Here is a 21,073-nt window from a genome sequence, read left to right as displayed (position 1 = left end):
TGTTTTTGTTTCTGCTTCTGGCAATGATCAGGCGCGATAGCCGATGCGCAGATTGCCCCATTGTTCGCCATTGACCACAATCGGGATGTCGCATTCCTTCATGAAGACGACTTCTGATCCCATGTCGCGGAAATAGGTCTGCAACAGTTTGGGTTTGGTATTGCGTGCCGCCATCAGGCCGGCCCGGTCGTCAAAGATGCGCCGGTTGCGGCAGTTGCCCATGTTCCATGCCGGTTCACCGCGGCGCTGTGGCTGGCTGTAGACCTTGTTATGGGTCGGCAGGAAGCCGTTGATATCCACCCCGGCGGCAAAGACGATATGTTTGTCCTTTTGCAGGATTTCTTCCTGTAACGGGGTGAAATGCCGGTCGGTATAGGGGATATAGGGCGTCATGAACTGTATCGGGTCTGTGCCGTCAATCGGTTCATAGCGGGGACGGAACAGATCTTCTTTTCTGATCTCGCCATTGCGGATGCCGTTTTCCAGTACCTTTGCCAGTTGGGCCGCCAAGGGTGCGCCCAGTTCGGCGATCTTGTTGTCGTGATCGCGGGTTTTCTGCAAAAGCCCCATGATCGTGCGGTTGGCTTCTTCGTCCAGTTCGGTGAACTGGACATGCGACCCCAGATTTGAAACCGCCTTCAGGATGCCGTGCAGACGGGTGTTGCCATCAAGCAGGATCGAAACCGGTTTGCCATTGTCCTGATCGCTGGCCTTGATCCGGGCCAGAAGACCGGCCACCGACATATCGGCGGTAACGCCCTTGCGTTTGTCGCCATTGCCGAAATCCATTTCGATATCAACGGCAATCGGAACGCGTTCCTGATTGCGGCGGTTGCTGGTGTCTGCCGAACGCAGAACAACGCGGAACCGGTTTTCCATCTCGTTGATATCCTTGCGGATATTCGATGCGAGAATGCGCAGGTTTTCCGATGTCTTGCTGGCGTTGTGTGATCTTTCGCTGGCCAGTGCGATGTCGCTGGAAATGCCCTGCATGTGGGTGGACACTTCCTGGGCGCTGGTTGAAATCTCGCTGATGGCGGCGGTTTGCTGCTGAACGGAGGAGGCGATATCTGATGAAAGCTGGCTGACTTCGTCAATCGCGCCGCCAATGCCTTCGATCGCGCCGACCGCCTCGGATGTGGCGTTCTGAATGGCGGTGATCTGGGCGTTGATATCGGAAATGGCCTTTTCGGTTTGCGATGCGAGGTTTTTGACCTCGTTCGCCACAACCGCAAAGCCCTTGCCAGCATCGCCTGCGCGGGCGGCTTCGATGGTCGCGTTGAGGGCGAGCATCTTGGTCTGGTCGGAAATGCGTTTGACGATATCGACGACCTTGCCGATCTCGCTTGCGGTGTCTGACAGGCTGTTCATCGTGACCGATGTTTCCTGTGCGCGGGTCACGGCCTGACTGGCGATGTCGTTGGTTTTGTGGATGCGGTCCGCGATTTCTTCGCTTGATGCCTGCAATTCCTCGGTCGCGGAGGCGACGGTGGAGACATTGTTACTGGCAATGGCGGTGGTCGATGTGATCCGTTCGACCAGTTCCGACAGATCATGCGCATCGGATGCCATGATTTGCGCCACGTCATTGGTGCGACCGGCCTGAAACCCGACTTCGGCGATCATGTTATCGGTTTCGCGTTCAATGATTTCCGACATCGACTGGATTTCCGATGCCGAACGGCCCTGTGCGGATTTACGTTCCGCCTTGGCCATCAGGCAGGCCATATCCCCCATCAGCACCGAACGGCAGGCGTCCAGCACGCCGGGATCGCGTCTGCCGCGTCCCTCGGAGGCCGCCAGTCGGGCAAAATTTTCGATTGTGTTGTGGTAGGCCTGAACGATGCGGCTTGCCGGGGTGCCGACAATGGCATCGGCCAGAATGTGATCGGCAAAGCAGGCATCAAAATCTGATCCGTTGGTTGCGGCCATCAATGTACGCAGGCGTTTTGCCAGTGCGCTGACATGGGCTTTCGGATCGTGCGGATTACGGCTGTTCTGACCTGAGCCAAACAGCTCGGCCAGAAGGCTTTCGGCGAGCTTGTCGGCATGTTTGTCAAAAATCTCGCGCGCGGCGTGTGCACGCGTAAAAATTGTATTTTCCGGTGATGCAGACGCGTGATTCATAGAAACGTCTCTCCCTATTTCCCCTTCGGCACATCAGGCCGCACAGGCTTCGATTTTTCGATTTTTTACCTGTTGATTAAAGTGATGTTACCACCGCAGGGTAGGTATACAGATATCATACTTTAGGTTGATACAAGAAAGAGGCCCGTCAAGGTTGACGGGCCAAGTTTGCCCAAGTTTTTCACCGGGGCCACGGTTCGCTGGAACAGGAACTAAGCGAGACGTTCGGGCAGCGGCCCCGTCTATCGGCCCAGAAGGCCGCGGGTCACGACCTGCGCCTGAATTTCGGCCGCCCCTTCGAAAATGTTCAGGATGCGGGCATCGCACAGGACGCGGCTGATCTGGTATTCAAGCGCGTAGCCATTGCCACCGTGGATTTGCAGCGCATTATCGGCGTTGGACCATGCGACGCGTGCGCCCAGAAGCTTTGCCATGCCGGCCTCGATATCGCAGCGGATATCCTGATCTTTTTCGATGGCGGAAAAATAGGTCAACTGACGGGCGATCATGGTTTCAACCACCATCCAGGCGATTTTGCCGTAAACCCGCGGGAAGCTGTAAAGCGGATTGGAAAACTGGATGCGGTCCTGCGCATAGCGCATGCCGATTTCAAGCGCGTTCTGGGCGACACCCACCGCACGGGCAGCGGTCTGGATGCGGGCAGATTCAAAGGTCGCCATCAGTTGCTTGAAGCCCTGACCTTCATCGCCGCCCAGAAGGTTTTCGGCGGGAACCTCGAACCCGTCAAACGACAGTTCGTATTCCTTCATGCCGCGATAGCCAAGCACCTCGATCTCGCCGCCGCTCATGCCCTTGGCCGGGAACGGATCAGTTTCCGTGCCGCGCGGCTTTTCGGCCAGCAGCATGGAAAGCCCGCGATACCCGGTTTCATCGGGGTTGGTGCGCGCCAGAAGCGTCATCAGGTCGGATCGGGCGGCATGGGTGATCCATGTCTTGTTGCCGGTGACCTTATAGGTATCGCCATCCTTGATCGCACGCGTGCGCAGGCGCGCCAGATCCGATCCGTTATTGGGTTCGGTAAAGACCGCGGTTGGCAGGATTTCACCCGATGCCAGTTTCGGCAGGTAATGTTCCTTTTGCGCATCCGTCCCGCCAAGGCGGATCAGTTCGGCGGCAATTTCCGACCGTGTGCCAAGCGAGCCGATCCCGATATAGCCGCGCGAGAGTTCTTCTGTCACGACGCACATCGCGGTTTTGCCCATGCCAAGCCCGCCGAATTCTTCGGGGATGGTCAGGCCGAAAACGCCCAGTTCGGACATTTCGTTGATAATTTCAATCGGGATCAGTTCATCGCGTTCGTGCCAGCCATGGGCATGCGGGCTGACCTTTTCATCGACAAAGCGCCGGAACTGGTCCCGGACCATATCAAGGGTTTCGTCTTCAAGCCCGGTTTCGCCAAAGCGGCCGGTATCAAGGCTGTCCTTGATCTGATCGGCAATGGCGCGTCGGGTGGCGTCGCTGTTGCCCATGCCGGTCAGGGTCGCAACCGCGCGGCTATCGCCAAGGGCAGCAATCACATCGCCCGGGACGCCAAGGGTTGAAAGACGGATGAACTCGCCCTGCGACATCGCAATGCCGCCCTGAATCTGTGCCAGATATTCGCCAAACGCCGCCTGAAGGATCAATTGTTCAAGCGTTCCGAACTTTCCCTGTGTCGTAAGCCGATCCGCCCATGCCTTCATCTGCTTTAACGCGGTGACATAGGTTGAAAACCATGCAAAGCCGTGGGCGGCATACTGGTTTTCATCCAGTGCGCTCGCATCGATTTTGCCATCTACCGTCACGATTTCGCGCATCGCGGTTTCGGCGGCCTGATGCACCGGGGCAAGGGCCGCCAGCGCATCGTCGCAAAGCCGGGTCAGTTCGGGCAGCAGGGCTTTATCGCTCATTGGTCTGATCCTCGGGTTCGGTCCATCTGGTGCATGAAGCAGACTATCATTGTTGTCATGCCGGTTCGGCAAGGATTGAAAAGTGGCAGCCCCGATGCGGATCGGGCGAGAACGCATCAGGGCCACCAACGGTCAGTCGACGCTTTATGTGGGCTTAGGCGTCGACTGCTTCTTCAAGGGTTCGCATGCCCGGACGTTTGGCCTGAACCAGAACGGCCATGTTTCCGGGTTTGTGTTCGTTGCGCATCATTTTCATATGTGCGCGCGGAATATCGTCCCAGCCAAGTACTTCGGACATGCTGGGATCAATGCGCCGTTCAATCACAAGCTTGTTGGCCTGGGCTGCCTGTTTCAGGTTGGCGAAATGGCTGCCCTGAATACGTTTCTGACGCATCCAGACAAAGCGCGCATCGAATGTCAGGTTAAAGCCCGTCGTCCCGGCACAGAAAACAACCATCCCGCCGCGTTTGACCACGTTGCACGATACGGGGAAGGTCTGTTCGCCCGGATGTTCAAAGACAATATCAACGTCATTGCCCTTGCCGGTGATGTCCCAGATCGCCTTGCCGAATTTGCGGACTTCTTTCATATAGTCGCCAAATTCCGGGCCATTTACGGTTGGCAACTGGCCCCAGCAATTGAAATCCTTGCGATTGATCACGGCCTTGGCACCAAGGCCGAGCACGAAATCGCGTTTGCTTTCATCGGAAATCACGCCAATGGCATTGGCACCCGCCGTGGTGATCAGCTGGATCGCCATCGATCCAAGGCCGCCCGACGCCCCCCACACCAGAACATTGTGACCGGGGCGCAGGATATGCGGGCGATGGCCAAACAGCATGCGGTATGCGGTGGCAAGGGTCAGCGTGTAGCACGCACTTTCTTCCCAGGTCAGGTGTTTGGGGCGCGGCATAAGCTGCTGGGCCTGAACACAGGTGAATTGCGCGAATGATCCGTCCGGTGTCTCGTAACCCCAGATGCGCTGGGTGGGGGACAGCATCGGGTCACCGCCGTTGCATTCCTCGTCATCGCCGTCATCCTGATTGCAGTGAATAACGACTTCATCGCCGACTTTCCAGCGCGTGACCTTTGACCCGACCGCCCAGACAATGCCCGACGCATCCGATCCCGCGATATGATAGGGCAGGTCATGCACGTCAAAGACCGAGATCGGCTTGCCGAGCGACGCCCATACACCATTATAGTTCACACCCGCCGCCATCACGAGGACGAGGACCTCGTGACTGTCGGGCTGAATGACCGGCAGGACTTCGCATTGCATGGCGGTATCAGGTTCGCCGTGGCGTTCGCGGCGAATGGCCCAGCCATACATATTCTTTGGCACATGGCCCAGTGGTGGAATCTCGCCGATTTCATACAGGTCTTTTTCTTCATGACCACCACGGAACGGCAGAACTTCAGCAGTCGTATTCATGGCCTTCACTCCTTGTTCGGGTCGATCCGAATCGCGCTGTAAAAGGATGGTAATAAAATTATCCTGTGTTGCGCTGCGGTCGACGAATCCTCCAAGCCACGGATTTTGTGATATTTTCCCTGAAATGCACCGGTTTCCCTTGGTTTCCGGTTGGGGTTCCCGAATGCTTTCTTAGTTTTCGCTTTTATCGCGTTGCACAAATTGTTATATAATTATCCAACTGATGTCCAGTAGGTAATTTAATAACGTTTCCTTGTAATAAACAAAAAGCTTTTGGGTAATAAAGATACGCGAGGTCGGCATGTCGATGGAAAGTCAACGCAGTGCAGCAAAGTCGGAACGCGATCGCCCGTGGCTGATCCGGACTTATGCCGGGCACAGTTCGGCCAGCGCATCGAACGCGCTGTATCGCCAGAATCTGGCAAAGGGGCAGACGGGGCTGTCGGTGGCGTTCGATCTGCCGACCCAGACCGGCTACGATTCGGACCATATTCTGGCGCGCGGTGAGGTCGGCAAGGTCGGCGTGCCGGTATCGCATCTGGGCGACATGATGACCCTGTTTGACGGCATTCCGCTTGATCAGATGAACACATCCATGACGATCAACGCCCCGGCGGCATGGTTGCTGTCGTTATATATTGCCGTTGCCGAAAAACAGGGAACGCCGCGCGACAGCCTGCAGGGGACGACCCAGAACGACATCATCAAGGAATATCTGTCACGCGGGACCTATATCTTTCCGCCCGCACCCAGTCTGAAACTGATTACCGATGTTGCGGCCTTTACCTATCGCGAGGTGCCGAAATGGAATCCGATGAATGTGTGCTCGTACCATTTGCAGGAAGCCGGGGCGACCGCGGAACAGGAACTGGCCTATGCGCTGGCGACCGCGATTGCCGTGCTTGATGCGGTCAAGGCATCCGGTCAGGTGCCCGAAGAAGATTTTGCCAAGGTTGTCGGGCGCATTTCATTTTTCGTGAATGCCGGCATCCGGTTTGTGACCGAGATTTGCAAGATGCGGGCATTTTGCGAATTGTGGGATGAAATCACGCGGGAACGTTATGGCATCGCTGACGAAAAATATCGCCGGTTCCGCTATGGCGTGCAGGTCAACTCGCTTGGTCTGACCGAACAGCAGCCTGAAAACAATGTCTATCGCATCCTGATCGAAATGCTCGCCGTGGTGCTGTCGAAAAATGCCCGTGCGCGTGCCGTGCAGCTTCCGGCGTGGAACGAGGCCCTTGGTCTGCCGCGCCCATGGGATCAGCAATGGTCGCTGCGCCTGCAACAGATCATGGCCTATGAAACCGATCTTCTGGAATATGACGACCTGTTTGACGGCAATCCGGCGATTGAACGCAAGGTCGGTTTGCTTAAGGAAGGGGCGCGTGCGGAACTGGCGAAAATCGATGAGATGGGCGGGGCGATTACGGCGGTGGATCGCGGTTATATGAAGCAGGAACTGGTGCGATCCAATGCGCGCCGTCTGGCCGATATCGAAACCGGGCTGACCAAGGTGATCGGTGTGAATGCCTATACCGAAACCGAAGCATCGCCCTTGACATCGGGGGATAAATCAATCCTGACGGTCGATGACATGGCCGAACAGGAACAGATCGAAAAACTGAAAGAATGGCGATCCGGCCGGGATCAGGTGGCTGTTGCCAGAAGCCTTGCCGATCTTGAAGCTGCCGCCCGCGAAGACCGCAACATCATGGAAAGTTCGATTGCGTGCGCTCATGCCGGGGTCACGACCGGGGAATGGTCCGAAACGCTGCGTCAGGTGTTTGGCGAATACCGTGCGCCGACCGGCATCACATCGATGATCGTGACCGGGGATGAAGAAGACATCAAAAAACTGCGCAGTCGCGTGGATGAAGTTTCCGAAAAGCTTGGCGAACGGATGAAAATGCTGGTCGGCAAGCCGGGGCTGGACGGCCATTCCAACGGGGCGGAGCAGATTGCGGTCAAGGCGGGCGATGCCGGGATCAAGGTGCTTTATGACGGCATTCGCTGGACGCCCGATGAACTGGTGCGCAATGCCATCGACGAAGGCGCGCATGTGATCGGGCTTTCAATCCTGTCAGGGTCGCATGTGCCGCTGGTGCGCGAGGTTGTGAATGGATTGCGCGCCCACGGGGCGGGGCATATTCCCGTCGTCGTTGGCGGCATCATCCCGGATGCGGATATGCTTGTCCTGCGTCAGATGGGGGTGTCGGCGGTTTATACGCCCAAGGATTACCAACTGGTCCGGGTGATTTCCGAAATTGTCGATCTGGTGGATCGCAAATCAACCGAACATCCGGCCCCGCGTAAGGTTGAGGGCAAGCCGGAAGGGGCCGGAACCGCGATCTATTGATGGTATCGATTGATTTTCATGGGGGCGGGTTTCAGGCTTTGACCGGCGGTGTGCTGATCAGGCTTGGCCAGGTTGCCATTGCGGCCTCGGCAACGGCGATCAGTTCGTCACGGGTTGCGCCATCGCGGGCCTGGATCGACATGCCATGCTGCACGGTCGCGTAATAGTTCGCCATTTTATCGATATTCGTACCGCGCGGGATATCGCCGCGATCCAAGCCTGCTTCATACAGGTTTTTCAGGATTTCCGTCACCTTGCGACGATGGCCGCGCAGGGTCTGATTGACGGTTGCGTGGTTTGATTCCGCCTGTGGTGCGGCCAGAACAACCAGACAGCCATGCGGTGTATCATCGCGGGTAAAGGCATTGGCGGACGCGATCAGGACATGCTGTGTCGCCTCCCGTGCCAGTTTGAACCGGTCCAGATTTCCCCAGATCGATGTACCATAATGCGTGGCGTAATGTGTTATGACCTCGTCAAACAGCGTTTCCTTGCCGCCAAAGGCGGCATAGATGCTGGGCGGGCTGAGGGCCATGGCCGCACTCAGATCGGCCATGGACGTGTTGTCATATCCCCGTTCCCAGAACAGGGCCAGGGCCTTGTTCAGGGCGTCGTCCCGGTCGAATGCGCGTGGTCTTCCGCGTGGCGCCATTTTGTGCTCATCTAATTATGTAACGATCACTAAATAAATCACTTGACGGAGAAATGCAAGCCTGTCACGAATTATGTAGTGATCATTACATAAATGGAGTTCATCATGCAGAACCTTGCAGGAAAGGTCGCATTCGTTACCGGCGGCAGCCGTGGAATCGGTGCCGCCATCGCAAAACGTCTGGCGCGTGAAGGTGCCAAAGTCGCCATCACCTATGTCAGTGCGCCGGACCGCGCCCGTGATGTGGTTGGTGAAATCGAGGCTGCGGGTGGTGTGGCGTTGGCGATCAAGGCCGATAATCGCAAAGCACAGGAAGTCGAAGCGGCGATTAACGAAGCTGCCGCGAAATTCGGCAGGATCGATATTCTGGTCAATAATGCCGGGATTATCGAAATGGCACCGGTCGATGAATTAAGCATCGAACAGTTTGACCGGACGGTCGATGTCAATGTCCGGGCCGTCTTTGTCGCGACCAAGGCAGCACTGGCCCATATGCCCGATGGGGGCCGGATCATCACGACCGGCAGCAATTTGGCGCATCGCGTGCTTTGGCCGGGATTTAGCCTTTATGCCATGTCGAAATCCGCGCTATCGGGCTTTACCCGTGGGATTGCCCGTGATCTGGGGCCACGGAAAATCACCGCCAATGTCATTCATCCGGGGTCAACCGAAACCGATATGAATCCGGTAGACGGCGAAATGTCCGATGCCCAGCGCAGCCGCATGGCGATCTCGCAATATAGCGACGCTAATGACACGGCCGGTCTTGTCGCATGGCTTGCCGGGCCGGAGGCAAAGGTCGTCACCGGTTCGGAATTCACGGTCGATAGCGGGGTGAATGCCTGATCGAACGGCTCTTGTCTGGAATTTGCAGGTCGGTGGGCTGGATATCTCAGCCCACCGATAGCGCCAGTATCTGGCTGATCTGCGTCAGGGGGCGACCGGTTTCACCGTGCCATTGGTTAATCGCGTCCTGAACGGCAGCAAAATCCTTGCCCGATGATGGCATTTTCGAAACCACGCCTTCACGGCCAAGGGCCTTGATCACATCGTTGGAAAAGACCAGCGTATCGACCCCCATCCGGCGCAGGAACATCTGCCCGGTTTTGCCGCCAAGGCGCGAACCGCCTTTTTGAACGATGCGCAGATTGTCGCAGTAATCGGCAATCTGCCAATCGGCGAACCATGCGCCGACGGTGCCGTAATCTTCTTCGATCTGGCACAGGAAATGGGCGTTCGGGCCAACGGCCTTGATTTTCGGTGCATGGGCGACAAGCCCGTCGGTTGCCATCAGGCGATCAATGTCCTCGTCATGCATCATCGACCAGCGGCTGATATCGAATCCGTCATAGGCGGTTTCGAAATTCGGCCATTTGTTTTCAATCACCTTCCAGCTAAACCCCGCCTGAAACACGCACATCGTCATGGCCGAAAGCCACCGGTCCGACGGGATTTTGCGGATTTCATCGGGGGTCTTGGGCGTGATCAGCCGGGCATTGATGGCATCCATGCCACCCTTGAGAGCCGCCGTTTCGGTGATGATGTCGGTGAATGAACGCAACGCCATGTCGCAATCCCTGCCTGAAGCCTTAAAGCCCGGTCAATTCTTGACGGCAATCCGTGCCGTCTGGCGGCCGTGGCGTTCAAGAACCCAGTTTTCAAAGGTTGCGGCGGGCAACGGTTTGGCAAACAGGAAGCCCTGAATGAAGTCGCATCCCTTGTCACGCAGATATTCGTGCTGTTCGACTTCTTCAACGCCTTCGGCGACGACTTCAAGGTTAAGGCTGTGGCCCAATCCGATCACCGCATCGACAATCGCCTTGTCATCCATATCGACATGGATGTCGTTGACAAACGACCGGTCGATCTTGATCGAGGAAACCGGGAAACGTTTCAGATAGTTCAGCGATGAATAGCCGGTACCGAAATCGTCAATCGCGATCCGCACGCCTAGGCCTTTAAGCTCGTTCAAGGTCGAAACGGCTTTTTCCGGGTTGTTCATCAGGATCAATTCCGTGATTTCGAGTTCCAGCGTGCCATCGGGCAGGCGGGTCTGATCCATGATCTGGGTGACGGAACTGACCAGTTCGGCATCCTGGAACTGTGCCGGGGACAGGTTTACCGCAATACGAAGCCCCGGCAAGGTGGTTTCGCGCCAGATTTGCGTCTGTTTGCAGGCCTTGTTCAGAACCCATGCACCCAGCCGATTGATCAGGCCGCATTCCTCGGCCACCGAAATAAACTCGCCCGGCAGGATCATGCCGCGATCCGGGTGGTGCCAGCGCACCAGCGCCTCGGCCCCGACGACCTTTTCGGTGCGGCAGTCGATTTTCGGCTGATAGTAAAGTTCAAGCTGGTCATATTCCAGCGCGTTGCGCAGGTCTTCTTCGATCGTTTTGCGTTCCTTGACCCGTTCATGCATCGACGGCAGGAAGAAGCGGTAATTGTTGCGGCCTTCGGCCTTGGCGGCATACATCGCCATATCAGCGTTTTTGACAAGCTGTTCGGGGTTTTCGCCGTCTTCGGGGAACAGGGTGATGCCGACACTGGCGGTCGAATGCAGGCGGATGCCACGGCAATCGAACGGTTGCGAAAGCTCGTCGATGATGCGCTGGGCAAGGGCGATGGTGTCTTCGATATTCTGAACGTCGGTCTGGATGATCGCGAATTCGTCGCCGCCAAGACGGGCGGCGGTATCGGAATCACGGATGATCCGCGACAGGCGCTGCCCCATTTCCTGGATCATCAGATCGCCGACATCATGGCCAAAGTGATCATTGATGTCCTTGAACCGGTCAAGATCGACAAACAGGACCGTGACCCCGCGCTGGAACCGGCGGGCGGACAGCAATGCCTGACGCAGGCGATCCAGGAACAGGGTGCGGTTCGGCAGGCTGGTCAGCACGTCATGGACAGCCAGATGGCGCATGCGGGCTTCGGTCTGTTTGCGTTCGGTAATGTCGGTATAGGTCGCGACGTAACCGCCGCCGGGCATCGGGTTATGGTCCACCTGAACCACACGGCCATTCGGGCGGGTACGTTCCATGCGATAGGGTTCGCGACGGCGCGCAATCGCGACACGGTCGGAAATCAGGGCCTGAATGCTGACATCGCCATATTCGCCGCGTTCGGCATTATAGCGCAGAATATCGGAAAGCGGCGTGCCTTCCTTGACCAGATCGCGCGGCAGGTTGAGCAATTCGATATAGCGTTCGTTCCAGACCATCAGGTTCAGGTCCTGATCGAACAGGCATATCCCCTGGCCGATATTGTGAAGGGTGGCTTCCAGAAGGGCCTGTTTGCGCTGGGCTTCTTCCTGTGCCTGCCCCTGCAGGGCGACCATTTCGTTATATTCGCGGATCAGAAGGCCAAGTTCATCCGAACTGTTCCATTCCACCGGGCGGCGGAGCCGGCCATGTTTGGTCATGCGGATGGAATGCAAAAGCCGGTTCAGCGGTTCCTTGATCGAACGCTTGTTCGCGATCAGGAGGCTTGCGGCGACAACCGCAATCAGCAGGCCGAACAGGATCATGTCGATCACGATCCGGCGGAACAGCAGATCCTGAACGCGGGCTTCTGTGAAGAAGATCACAAGTTCGCCGACATCATGGCGCACATTGTTGCGTTCAAAGAACACGCGACGCGACAGGCGAAGGGTGTCGTTCAGTTCGGACTGGGATACGCCGGTATGGGCAAATTCGGTGCCATCAGCCCCCAATGCCTGCACCGCGACGATATCGCGATCGCGGCTCATGGCGTTCAGGGCTGATTCAATATTGTCGACATCCAGATACCAGAAAGGTGTTGCCAGAACGCGAGCATTGATATCGGCCGTCTGTTCGATTTTTTCCGTCAGATCGTCGCGCAGCACAGTATAACTGACGTATCCGAAGACAACGAACAGGGCGAGGGAGAACAAGGAAACCAGCGGCAGCGCGATAAAAAGCAATCGGCTGCTAAGCGACTTCCGTTGTAAAAAGCCGTACGATCCGCGCGACAAGCGTATTTCTCCTCGGCACCCACTATCGATTAGTTAATGGCAACCATACTCGACCTTCGGGTGGGCTCCAATACCCCTAAGACTGTCATACTCAATCCGGAAGTCAGCCCAAAAGCAAGTTTGATTTCATTTTTTTCATATAGCGTTCACAAAAACTGTCCCGGTCCATCTATTTTGGATCGAAGTCCAGCAGCTTCAAGGACTTGTCGGCCAAGTTTATTTTGGTACGGCCTGTCGTGCGAGCTCGTCGCACCGTTCGTTTTCGGGGTGCCCGGCATGTCCTTTGACCCAGTGCCATTCAACTTTATGAGGTTTCAGGGCATCCAGAAGCCGTTGCCATAGCTCGACATTCTTGACCGGTTTCTTGTCTGCGGTCTTCCATCCGCGTTTCTGCCATCCCCAAATCCACTTGGTAATTCCGTCCCGGACATAGCTGCTGTCGGTATAAATGTCGACGATGCAGGGGCGTTTCAATGCTTCAAGCGCACTGATCGCAGCCATCATTTCCATACGGTTATTGGTGGTTTCGGGATCACCGCCCGACATTTCCTTTTCCACCCCGCGAAATCGCAGGATTGCGCCCCAGCCGCCGGGACCGGGATTGCCGCTGCACGCGCCGTCTGTGTAAATCTCGACGCGGTTGTCTTCGGTTGCCGTCATTAGATCCTATTCCTCGCCCAGGCCATAGGCGCCGGCACTGTCGATGCGCTGATGGAAACGCAGTTTATTGATGTATTCGCGCGGATTTTTCGGCGTAACCAGCGCATCCTTGGGCGTATTGATCCAGTCATAAAGACGGGTCAGAAGGAACCGTAAAGATGCCCCGCGCGCAAGGATCGGAAGGGCCGCCAGTTCGTCATCGGACAAGGTGCGCACCTTGCCGTAGCTTGACAGAAGGTTGCGCGCCTTGGTGACGTTAAAGCTGTTATCGGGTTCGAAGCACCAGGCGTTCATGCAGATCGCAATGTCATAGGCCAGCAGATCATTGCACGCGAAATAGAAATCGATCAGGCCGGATACATCGTCCTTTCCGGGGAAGAAAAACACATTGTCCGGGAACAGATCGGCATGGATGACGCCTGCGGGCAATTGATGGGGCCAGTTGGCTTCAAGAAAGGCCAGCTCGTCCTCGATCAGCTTTTCAAGGCCGGGCTGAACGCCATCGGCATCGGCACGGCAGCTTTCAAACAGCGGGCGCCAGCCCTTCACACTCAGCGCATTGCCAAGATACATGTCGAAATCCTGACCGGCGGTATGCAATTGCGCCAGCGCGGTACCAAGACCTGTGCAGTGATGGGGCATGATCCGGCGTGGCGACATGCCGTTCAGGAAGGATGTGATGGCGGCCGGACGTCCGCAAAGACGGCGCAACGCAACCCCATCCCTGCCGTGGATTGGCGTCGGGCAGTTCAGCCCCTTGGCCGACAGATGATCCATCAGACCCAGATAGAACGGCAGATCATCGGGGTTCACGCGCTTTTCATACAGGGTCAGGATAAAGGATGCCTGATCGGTCTGAAGCAGGAAATTGGTGTTTTCGACACCCTCGGCGATGCCTTTGAACGAAATCACATTGCCGATATCGTATTCGGCAACAAAACGGGCGATATCTTCGTCAGAAACGTCGGTATAGACGGCCATGTGATGTCCGGATTTCCTGGATCAGAGCTGGGTTAGCTGGCAAGCTGTCGGGGCAGCTTGAAGGTGACGTTTTCGTTGGTCAAAGTCAGGGTTTCGACCGTGACGTTATAACGTTCGCGACAGGCATCAATGACTTCCTCGACCAGGATTTCCGGGGCGGAGGCACCGGCGGTAATGCCAAGGGTCGAAATGCCTTCAAGCTTGGACCAGTCGATGTCCTTGGCACGTTCGACCAGAACCGAGCGGTCGCATCCTTCGCGTTTCGCGACTTCGACCAGACGGTTCGAGTTTGACGAGTTCGGCGCGCCCAGCACCAGAATGGCATCGGCATCGGTTGCGATCAGCTTGACCGCGTGCTGGCGGTTGGTGGTCGCATAGCAGATGTCTTCTTTCTTCGGGACCTCGATTGCCGGAAAACGGCTTTGCAGGATCGAGATGATCCTTGCCGTATCGTCCAGCGACAGGGTGGTCTGGGTCACGAAGGCAAGGTTTTCCGGGTTTTCGACCTGCAGGTTTTCGGCGTCTTCTTCGGTTTCGATCAGGGTCATGCTGCCCGGTGGCAACTGGCCCATGGTGCCGATCACCTCGGGATGGCCGGCATGACCGATCAGAAGGATATGTTTGCCATCGGCATGGTGGCGTTCCGCCCCGCGATGGACCTTGGAGACCAGCGGGCAGGTCGCATCAAGATATTCAAGCTTGCGGCTTTCGGCGGTTTCGGGGACCGATTTCGGCACCCCGTGGGCGGAAAAGATCACCGGAACTCCGTCGGGAACCTTATCAAGTTCATCGACAAAAACAGCCCCCATGTCGCGCAGGCGGTCGACCACGAATTTGTTGTGGACGATTTCGTGGCGGACATAGACCGGCGCGCCGTACTTCACCAGCGCCTTTTCGACGATCTCGATCGCACGATCCACCCCGGCACAGAAACCGCGCGGGTTGGCAAGAATGATCCGAAGGTCGGCTTTGTCAGACATGATACGGGTCCGAATGTTCATGATGCGTGCCATGCGATGGCACGGTTATTCAAATGTCTTCGTTACATAACCCGCCAGCACCGGACGTGCAATGACAGACACCATGCAAAGATGGATGTGGATGCATGTATTGGTGGCAATTGTTGTGAATGCACTGATTTCAAACGGAAGCGGGTTGTGTCGCCATATCGGAGCGAATAGACTGCGCGCGGCTGTGCCCGGATCGGGCATGACAGCGGATTTGACCAGTTCTATAGAGGCTTGGATGACGATTGCGAACGGACTGCGGCGTATTTGTGCATTGGGTTTGGTGTCGTTTGCCGGTTTCCTGGCGGCGTGTGGCACGTTCGAAGAGCAGCCGGTCCCGGCATGCCCGCGGGCCTTTTTGCCCAATGATACCGCCCGTCTGGTGCAGTTCAACGGTCAGGGCAGGGATCTGACCGATGTGATCCTTGAAGCCGAATTTGGCGGATATCTGGGCGATTGCGGCTATGACCTTGATGACAAGGTTCTGAACGTTGTCATCAGCCCGATCATCAATGCCGAACTGGGCCCGGCAGCACAGGGGCGCAACGCAAAACTCCAGTATTTCGTAGCCCTTAAGGACCCGTCCGGCGAGTTCATCCAGAAGAATCTGTTTGATGTCGACATGGTCTTTCCGAGCAATTTGAACCTGGCGCGGTATCGTGACGAGCAGGTGACCCTGAACGTGCCGCTGGACGATGTCTGGGCCGGTCCGGATTACGAGATTTACCTTGGTTTCCAGCTGAGTGCTGACCAGCTTGATTACAATCGACGCTTCGGAAAAAATTAATAATCCGGCCTATTATTCATTTTTAGTGAGTAATCAAATCCCGCCCGCATCGCGTGGCGGGATTTTCGTTTTTGGACAAAAGTTCGTTTCCGGTAATCCTCATACAAAATAATGGACATTTGCCGGAGGAGCCAAAAAAGGGCTTTTAATCCTCATACCAATGGGTGGGGTCGAAAGGATATGATTTTTGGGGCTGGTCTGGTCGGATTCAAATCCGTATAAGGGGGCATACCCAAATGATCCCCGTGGGAGAGTGCCACGGTCTTGATCGATGTGCGTGATTGCATCGATAGGGATTGCGCGGACGCCGAAGGAGCAACCACCCCGGAAACTCTCAGGCAAACGGACCGCGGGGAGATGGGACTCTGGAAAGCAGGCGGCATCAGAAATCGATGTGCGCCTCGCCGAAGATGTAAGCAGACCGGTGTCCAAACCGGCTGTGATTCTTTCAGGCTCCAAGACAGAGGGGGACGTGGTTGGCCACTGGTCGGCTATGTTTCGCAACGCCTGTCTGGAGACCTTGATGGCCGATCATCAAACCGAACTGCTGAAAACCGCCCTTTATGATTTGCATGTGGAACTGGGTGCCAAGATGGTGCCGTTTGCCGGTTATGACATGCCGGTGCAATATCCGCTGGGGGTGAAGGGCGAACATCTGCATACCCGTGCGAAGGCCGGTCTGTTTGACGTTTCGCATATGGGGCAGGTCCGCCTGACCGGTGAACATCGCGTGGCCGAGCTTGAAAAGCTTGTGCCCGGTGACATCGCGATCCTGAAACCCGGCCGCACCCGTTATTCCGCATTCACCAATGACGATGGCACGATTTTGGACGATCTGATGATCACCAATGCGGGCGACAGCCTGTTTCTGGTGATCAATGCCGCGTGCAAGGATGATGACATTGTCCATATGCGGGCCAATCTTGATAATGGTGTGGAGCTGATCGAGATTGATGACCGCGCATTGATGGCCTTGCAGGGACCGGATGCCGCCCGCGTGCTGGCACGGTTTGCACCGTCGGTTGCCGATATGAAATTCATGAGCTTTGCCGAGATCGATATTGCCGGTATCGCGTGCTTTGTCACCCGGTCGGGCTATACCGGCGAAGACGGTTACGAGATTTCCGTGCCGAACGACCGCGCCGAAGAACTGGCGCGCAAGTTGTTGGCCGAGGATGAGGTCGAGGCGATTGGCCTTGGCGCGCGTGATTCGCTGCGTCTTGAAGCCGGTCTTTGCCTGTATGGCAACGATATCGACACCACGACCACCCCGGTTGAAGGCGACCTTAACTGGATCATCAACAAGCGTCGCCGCGAAGAAGGCGGGTTCAAGGGCGCAGACATCATCCTTGATCAGCTTGCCAACGGGGCGGATCGCAAACGTGTCGGGATCAAGCCCGAAGGCAAGGCACCAGCACGTGAACATACGGCTGTCCTGAACAGTGACGGTGAAGAAATTGGCGAAATCACCAGCGGTGGTTTCGGCCCGACCGTGGATGGCCCGATTGCGATGGGATATGTCGCAATTGAATTTGCCGCCCCGGGTACCAAAGTCGATCTGATGGTGCGCGGCAAGGCCCGCCCGGCGGAAATCGTCGAGCTGCCGTTTGCACCGCACCGTTATTATCGCGGCTGATCGCCAGAACGGATCGGGCGGGCGGCGCGACGTTGCCCTTCCGGGATAAAAATAGCGGAACAACCGGAACAACCGGGAAGCCGCAAAACCGGAACATCCCGGAAAACGGGAAGACCGGACAGACCACAGATTTTAGAGACAACTGATCTTACAGGGACGATTACAATGGCTAAAAAATTCTCGCAGGAACATGAATGGGTTGAATATGAAGACGGTGTCGCGACCGTCGGCATCACCGATTATGCCCAGCAGGCGCTTGGCGATATCGTGTATGTCGAACTGCCGGAAGTCGGCAAAAAGCTGACCAAGGACGGTGATGCGGCAGTTGTCGAATCGGTCAAGGCCGCCAGCGACGTTTATGCGCCGCTTGATGGTGTCGTTGTCGAAGCCAACGAAGAGCTTGATGATAATCCGGCACTGGTGAACGAAGCCCCGGAAAGCGATGGCTGGTTCTTCCGCATGGAACTTTCCGATGAGTCCCAGCTTGATGAGCTGATGGATGAAGCTGCGTATAAAGACTTTGTCGAAGGCCTTTAAGATATGCGTTATCTTCCGCTAACCAAGGCGGATCGCACCTCGATGCTTGAAACCATCGGGGCAAAGTCCGTTGATGAATTATATAGCGACGTGCCCGAAGGCGCGCTGCTGTCCGAGCCGGTCGATCTGCCCCATCATCTGGGCGAATTGCAGGTCGAACGCGACATGGCGAAAATGGCCGCCAAAAACATGGGCACGGCCAGCGTGCCGAGCTTCCTGGGGGCGGGGGCGTATCGCCACCATGTTCCGGCCACGGTTGATTACATCATCCAGCGTGGTGAGTTTCTGACGGCCTATACCCCGTATCAGCCGGAAATCGCACAGGGTACGTTGCAGTATCTGTTCGAATTCCAGACCCAGGTGGCATCGATCACCGGAATGGATGTGGCCAACGCATCGATGTGGGACGGGGCAACGTCATGTGCGGAAGCCGTTCTGATGGCGTGCCGGGCCACGCGCCGCAAGAAAGCGGTTCTGTCGGGTGGTCTGCATCCGCATTACCGTGAAGTCACGGAAACCTATTGCCAGTATAGCGATACCGAAGTTGCCGGTCGTGACGGGCACCCGGAAAAGCAGGCAACCGCCGACGAGCTTGACGATCTGATTGATGATCAGACCGCGTGCGTTGTGGTCCAGTATCCGGACGTGTTTGGCCGTATTCAGGACCACACGAAGCTGGCGGATGCGTGCCATGCCAAGGGTGCGCTTCTGATCGTGGTGTTTACCGAGGCCATGGCGTTTGGCGCGGTCAAATCACCGGGCAGCTTTGGCGCGGATATCGTCTGCGGCGAAGGCCAGTCGATTGGTAACAACCTGAACTATGGCGGGCCATATGTTGGTCTGTTTGCCACGACCAGCAAACTGGTACGCCAGATGCCCGGTCGCCTGTGTGGTGAAACGGTCGATCAGGACGGCAAGCGCGGTTTTGTTCTGACGCTTTCGACCCGTGAACAGCATATCCGCCGCGAAAAGGCGACATCGAACATCTGCACCAATTCCGGTCTGTGTTCGTTGGCCTTTACGGTGCATATGAGCCTTCTGGGGGAAGACGGGTATCGTGGTGTGGCAACGCTTAACCATGAAACCGCCTGCAAGACCGCCGATGCGATTGATGCGGTACCGGGTGCGGAAGTGGTCAATGACAGCTTCTTTAACGAGTTCACCGTCAAGCTTGCCAAACCGGCAGCCGAGGTGGTCGAGGCACTGGTTGCCAAGGGTATCCTTGGCGGGGTTCCGTTGTCGCGCCTGTATCCGAACCGTGACGATCTGGACCATTACATGCTGGTGGCGGCGACCGAAACCAACACCGACGAAGACATCGCGGACCTTGCGTCTGCATTGAAGGAGGTGCTGGCATGAGCTTTACCACCCATACCGGTAACCGCGGCCTCGTTCTTGAGGAGAAGCTGATTTTCGAACAGGGCGAACCGGGTCGTACCGGTGTTGACCTTCCGAAGCCAGCGGGCATCAAATCACGCCTTGGCGGCCTTGATCGCGATAGCGATGTTGGTTTGCCGGGCCTGTCCGAGCCGCAGGTGGTGCGTCATTTCACGCGCCTGTCGCAGAAAAACTTTGGCATTGATTCCGGCTTCTTCCCGCTGGGTTCGTGCACGATGAAACATAACCCGCGCCTGAACGAAAAGGTTGCGCGCATGCCCGGTCTTGCCGACCTGCATCCGATGCAGCCCGAAAGCACGGTTCAGGGGGCGCTTGAACTGATTGACAGTTGTGCGCACTGGCTGCTGGTTCTGACCGGGATGCCCGCGGTTTCCATGTCGCCCGCAGCGGGCGCACAGGGTGAACTTTGTGGCATGATGGCGATCCGTGCGGCGCTTGATGCGCGCGGTGAAAACCGTCGTCGTGTTCTGGTGCCGGAATCAGCCCACGGGACCAACCCGGCAACGGCCGCGGCATGTGGTTTCACGGTTGATTCGATCCCGGCCACCGAAGATGGCCGTGTTGATCTGGCGGCATTCGAAGCCAAGCTTGGCGACGATGTTGCGGGGATCATGCTGACCAACCCGAATACGTGTGGATTGTTCGAGCGCGACGTTCGCAAGATTGCCGATCTGGTCCATGCGGCCGGTGGGTATTTCTATTGCGACGGGGCGAACTTCAACGCGATTGTCGGACGGGTTCGCCCGGCCGATCTTGGCATTGATGCGATGCATATCAACCTGCATAAAACCTTTTCGACCCCGCATGGCGGCGGTGGACCGGGTTCGGGTCCGGTTGTGTTTTCCGACGCACTGGCCCCGTTCGCACCGATCCCCTATGTCGTGCGCAAGGGCGAGAAATTCCATCTGGTGGAAACCGCCGAAGAACAGGATGGCAAAAAGCCGTTCGGTCGTCTGAAAGGCTTCCACGGCCAGATGGGCATGTTCATTCGTGCGCTGTCTTATATGAAAAGCCATGGCGCGGATGGATTGCGTCAGGCATCGGGCGATGCGGTGCTGAATGCCAACTATCTGCTGGCGCGTCTGAAAGACAAGCTGAGCGTGGCATTCCCCGGCTATTGCATGCACGAAGCCCTGTTTGACGATGATTTCCTGAAAGATACCGGTGTTTCGACGCTGGATCTGGCGAAGGCGATCATCGACGAGGGCTTCCACCCGATGACCATGTATTTCCCGCTGGTGGTTCACGGTGCGCTTTTGATCGAGCCGACGGAAACGGAAACCAAGGAATCGATTGACCAGTTCTGCGATGCGGTTCTGGCATTGGTGGCCAAGGCAGAATCGGGTGATGCGGAATTCTTCAAGAATGCACCGTATCTGACGCCGCGCCGTCGTCTTGACGAAACGGCGGCGGCAAGAAAGCCGGTTCTGCGCTGGATGCCTGAATCTGCTTGATTTGCAACGCAGCATAACCTTTTTGCACACCCCGGTCGGTTGGCCGGGGTGTGCTTTTTCAAAGGGTTGTTCTTGAAACCCATTGGACTTGTAGCAATCTGGACCCTTATACTTGTTTTAAAGTGATCAT

The 21,073-nt window shown here is 56.6% G+C and carries 16 protein-coding genes and 2 riboswitches; of the genes, 7 read left to right on the top strand and 9 right to left on the bottom strand.

Annotated elements, in window-relative coordinates:
• Positions 1–27: 27 nt before the first annotated feature.
• From R1T41_RS05160 to ccrA, 3 genes are all read right to left on the bottom strand, one after another.
• Positions 28–2,127 carry a methyl-accepting chemotaxis protein gene (locus R1T41_RS05160; protein WP_317340401.1) on the bottom strand — a complete coding sequence of 700 codons (2,100 nt, stop codon included), beginning with the start codon at positions 2,125–2,127 and terminating at the stop codon, positions 28–30.
• 242 nt (positions 2,128–2,369) lie between these two features.
• On the bottom strand, positions 2,370–4,037 hold the full coding sequence (locus tag R1T41_RS05155) for an acyl-CoA dehydrogenase family protein (protein ID WP_317340399.1): 1,668 nt from the start codon (positions 4,035–4,037) through the stop codon (positions 2,370–2,372).
• Positions 4,038–4,191: 154 nt separating this feature from the next.
• Positions 4,192–5,472, bottom strand: a complete 1,281-nt coding sequence (gene ccrA, locus R1T41_RS05150) for a crotonyl-CoA carboxylase/reductase (protein WP_062948406.1) — start codon at positions 5,470–5,472, stop codon at positions 4,192–4,194.
• A gap of 301 nt (positions 5,473–5,773) precedes the next feature.
• Here ccrA and R1T41_RS05145 point away from each other — a divergent pair, with 301 nt between their 5' ends.
• A complete protein-coding gene (locus tag R1T41_RS05145) occupies positions 5,774–7,831 on the top strand; it encodes a protein meaA (protein WP_317340398.1) in 2,058 nt (685 codons plus the stop codon).
• Between the two features lie 31 nt (positions 7,832–7,862).
• On the opposite strand, the gene R1T41_RS05140 is transcribed toward R1T41_RS05145, so the two are convergent.
• Complete coding sequence (locus R1T41_RS05140) at positions 7,863–8,483, bottom strand: TetR/AcrR family transcriptional regulator (protein WP_317340396.1); 621 nt, start codon at positions 8,481–8,483, stop codon at positions 7,863–7,865.
• 105 nt (positions 8,484–8,588) lie between these two features.
• Here R1T41_RS05140 and R1T41_RS05135 point away from each other — a divergent pair, with 105 nt between their 5' ends.
• Positions 8,589–9,329 (top strand): SDR family NAD(P)-dependent oxidoreductase, encoded by a 741-nt coding sequence (locus tag R1T41_RS05135; RefSeq protein WP_317340394.1) that lies wholly within the window; start codon positions 8,589–8,591, stop codon positions 9,327–9,329.
• Positions 9,330–9,375: 46 nt separating this feature from the next.
• Here the strand turns inward: R1T41_RS05135 and R1T41_RS05130 are convergent, their stop codons facing one another.
• The 5 genes from R1T41_RS05130 to ispH form a co-directional block, all read right to left on the bottom strand.
• The gene (locus R1T41_RS05130; RefSeq protein ID WP_317340392.1) at positions 9,376–10,050 is read right to left on the bottom strand and encodes a DNA-3-methyladenine glycosylase I; all 675 of its coding nucleotides are present in this window, start codon (positions 10,048–10,050) and stop codon (positions 9,376–9,378) included.
• Positions 10,051–10,083: 33 nt separating this feature from the next.
• Positions 10,084–12,483: a putative bifunctional diguanylate cyclase/phosphodiesterase gene (locus R1T41_RS05125; protein WP_317340390.1), complete on the bottom strand. Its 2,400-nt coding sequence runs from the start codon at positions 12,481–12,483 to the stop codon at positions 10,084–10,086.
• A 216-nt stretch (positions 12,484–12,699) separates the two neighbouring features.
• Entirely contained in the window at positions 12,700–13,143 is a 444-nt protein-coding gene (gene rnhA, locus R1T41_RS05120) for a ribonuclease HI (RefSeq protein WP_062948394.1), read from the bottom strand.
• Positions 13,144–13,149: 6 nt separating this feature from the next.
• On the bottom strand, positions 13,150–14,124 hold the full coding sequence (locus R1T41_RS05115) for a homoserine kinase (protein WP_317340387.1): 975 nt from the start codon (positions 14,122–14,124) through the stop codon (positions 13,150–13,152).
• A gap of 32 nt (positions 14,125–14,156) precedes the next feature.
• Complete coding sequence (gene ispH, locus R1T41_RS05110) at positions 14,157–15,104, bottom strand: 4-hydroxy-3-methylbut-2-enyl diphosphate reductase (protein ID WP_062948520.1); 948 nt, start codon at positions 15,102–15,104, stop codon at positions 14,157–14,159.
• Positions 15,105–15,333: 229 nt separating this feature from the next.
• On the opposite strand from ispH, the gene R1T41_RS05105 reads away from it, so the two are divergent.
• The 5 genes from R1T41_RS05105 (at position 15,334) to gcvPB (ending at position 20,943) form a co-directional block, all read left to right on the top strand.
• On the top strand, positions 15,334–15,918 hold the full coding sequence (locus R1T41_RS05105) for a hypothetical protein (RefSeq protein ID WP_317340384.1): 585 nt from the start codon (positions 15,334–15,336) through the stop codon (positions 15,916–15,918).
• Positions 15,919–16,154: 236 nt separating this feature from the next.
• Positions 16,155–16,278: riboswitch (glycine riboswitch) on the top strand.
• Between the two features lie 3 nt (positions 16,279–16,281).
• Positions 16,282–16,384: riboswitch (glycine riboswitch) on the top strand.
• 57 nt (positions 16,385–16,441) lie between these two features.
• Complete coding sequence (gene gcvT, locus R1T41_RS05100; RefSeq protein ID WP_317340382.1) at positions 16,442–17,554, top strand: glycine cleavage system aminomethyltransferase GcvT; 1,113 nt, start codon at positions 16,442–16,444, stop codon at positions 17,552–17,554.
• 165 nt (positions 17,555–17,719) lie between these two features.
• Positions 17,720–18,091, top strand: coding sequence for a glycine cleavage system protein GcvH (gene gcvH, locus R1T41_RS05095; protein ID WP_062948384.1), 372 nt, complete (start codon positions 17,720–17,722; stop codon positions 18,089–18,091).
• 3 nt (positions 18,092–18,094) lie between these two features.
• Complete coding sequence (gene gcvPA, locus R1T41_RS05090) at positions 18,095–19,450, top strand: aminomethyl-transferring glycine dehydrogenase subunit GcvPA (protein WP_317340380.1); 1,356 nt, start codon at positions 18,095–18,097, stop codon at positions 19,448–19,450.
• Positions 19,447–20,943 (top strand): aminomethyl-transferring glycine dehydrogenase subunit GcvPB, encoded by a 1,497-nt coding sequence (gene gcvPB, locus R1T41_RS05085; RefSeq protein WP_062948380.1) that lies wholly within the window; start codon positions 19,447–19,449, stop codon positions 20,941–20,943. Before gcvPA ends, gcvPB begins: the two co-directional genes overlap by 4 nt.
• The last annotated feature ends 130 nt before the right edge of the window (positions 20,944–21,073 follow it).

This window comes from Thalassospira lucentensis, from assembly GCF_032921865.1.
GTDB lineage: Bacteria > Pseudomonadota > Alphaproteobacteria > Rhodospirillales > Thalassospiraceae > Thalassospira > Thalassospira lucentensis_A.
This window is presented reverse-complemented; position numbering and strand designations above follow the sequence as displayed.

What these genes read in the sequence shown, in the direction of transcription:
- R1T41_RS05160 (WP_317340401.1), bottom strand. Translation starts at nt 2,127, where the DNA reads ATGAATCACGCGTCTGCATCACCGGAAAATACAATTTTTACGCGTGCA.
- R1T41_RS05155 (WP_317340399.1), bottom strand. Translation starts at nt 4,037, where the DNA reads ATGAGCGATAAAGCCCTGCTGCCCGAACTGACCCGGCTTTGCGACGAT.
- ccrA (WP_062948406.1), bottom strand. Translation starts at nt 5,472, where the DNA reads ATGAATACGACTGCTGAAGTTCTGCCGTTCCGTGGTGGTCATGAAGAA.
- R1T41_RS05145 (WP_317340398.1), top strand. Translation starts at nt 5,774, where the DNA reads ATGTCGATGGAAAGTCAACGCAGTGCAGCAAAGTCGGAACGCGATCGC.
- R1T41_RS05140 (WP_317340396.1), bottom strand. Translation starts at nt 8,483, where the DNA reads ATGGCGCCACGCGGAAGACCACGCGCATTCGACCGGGACGACGCCCTG.
- R1T41_RS05135 (WP_317340394.1), top strand. Translation starts at nt 8,589, where the DNA reads ATGCAGAACCTTGCAGGAAAGGTCGCATTCGTTACCGGCGGCAGCCGT.
- R1T41_RS05130 (WP_317340392.1), bottom strand. Translation starts at nt 10,050, where the DNA reads ATGGCGTTGCGTTCATTCACCGACATCATCACCGAAACGGCGGCTCTC.
- rnhA (WP_062948394.1), bottom strand. Translation starts at nt 13,143, where the DNA reads ATGACGGCAACCGAAGACAACCGCGTCGAGATTTACACAGACGGCGCG.
- R1T41_RS05115 (WP_317340387.1), bottom strand. Translation starts at nt 14,124, where the DNA reads ATGGCCGTCTATACCGACGTTTCTGACGAAGATATCGCCCGTTTTGTT.
- ispH (WP_062948520.1), bottom strand. Translation starts at nt 15,104, where the DNA reads ATGTCTGACAAAGCCGACCTTCGGATCATTCTTGCCAACCCGCGCGGT.
- R1T41_RS05105 (WP_317340384.1), top strand. Translation starts at nt 15,334, where the DNA reads ATGACAGCGGATTTGACCAGTTCTATAGAGGCTTGGATGACGATTGCG.
- gcvT (WP_317340382.1), top strand. Translation starts at nt 16,442, where the DNA reads ATGGCCGATCATCAAACCGAACTGCTGAAAACCGCCCTTTATGATTTG.
- gcvH (WP_062948384.1), top strand. Translation starts at nt 17,720, where the DNA reads ATGGCTAAAAAATTCTCGCAGGAACATGAATGGGTTGAATATGAAGAC.
- gcvPA (WP_317340380.1), top strand. Translation starts at nt 18,095, where the DNA reads ATGCGTTATCTTCCGCTAACCAAGGCGGATCGCACCTCGATGCTTGAA.
- gcvPB (WP_062948380.1), top strand. Translation starts at nt 19,447, where the DNA reads ATGAGCTTTACCACCCATACCGGTAACCGCGGCCTCGTTCTTGAGGAG.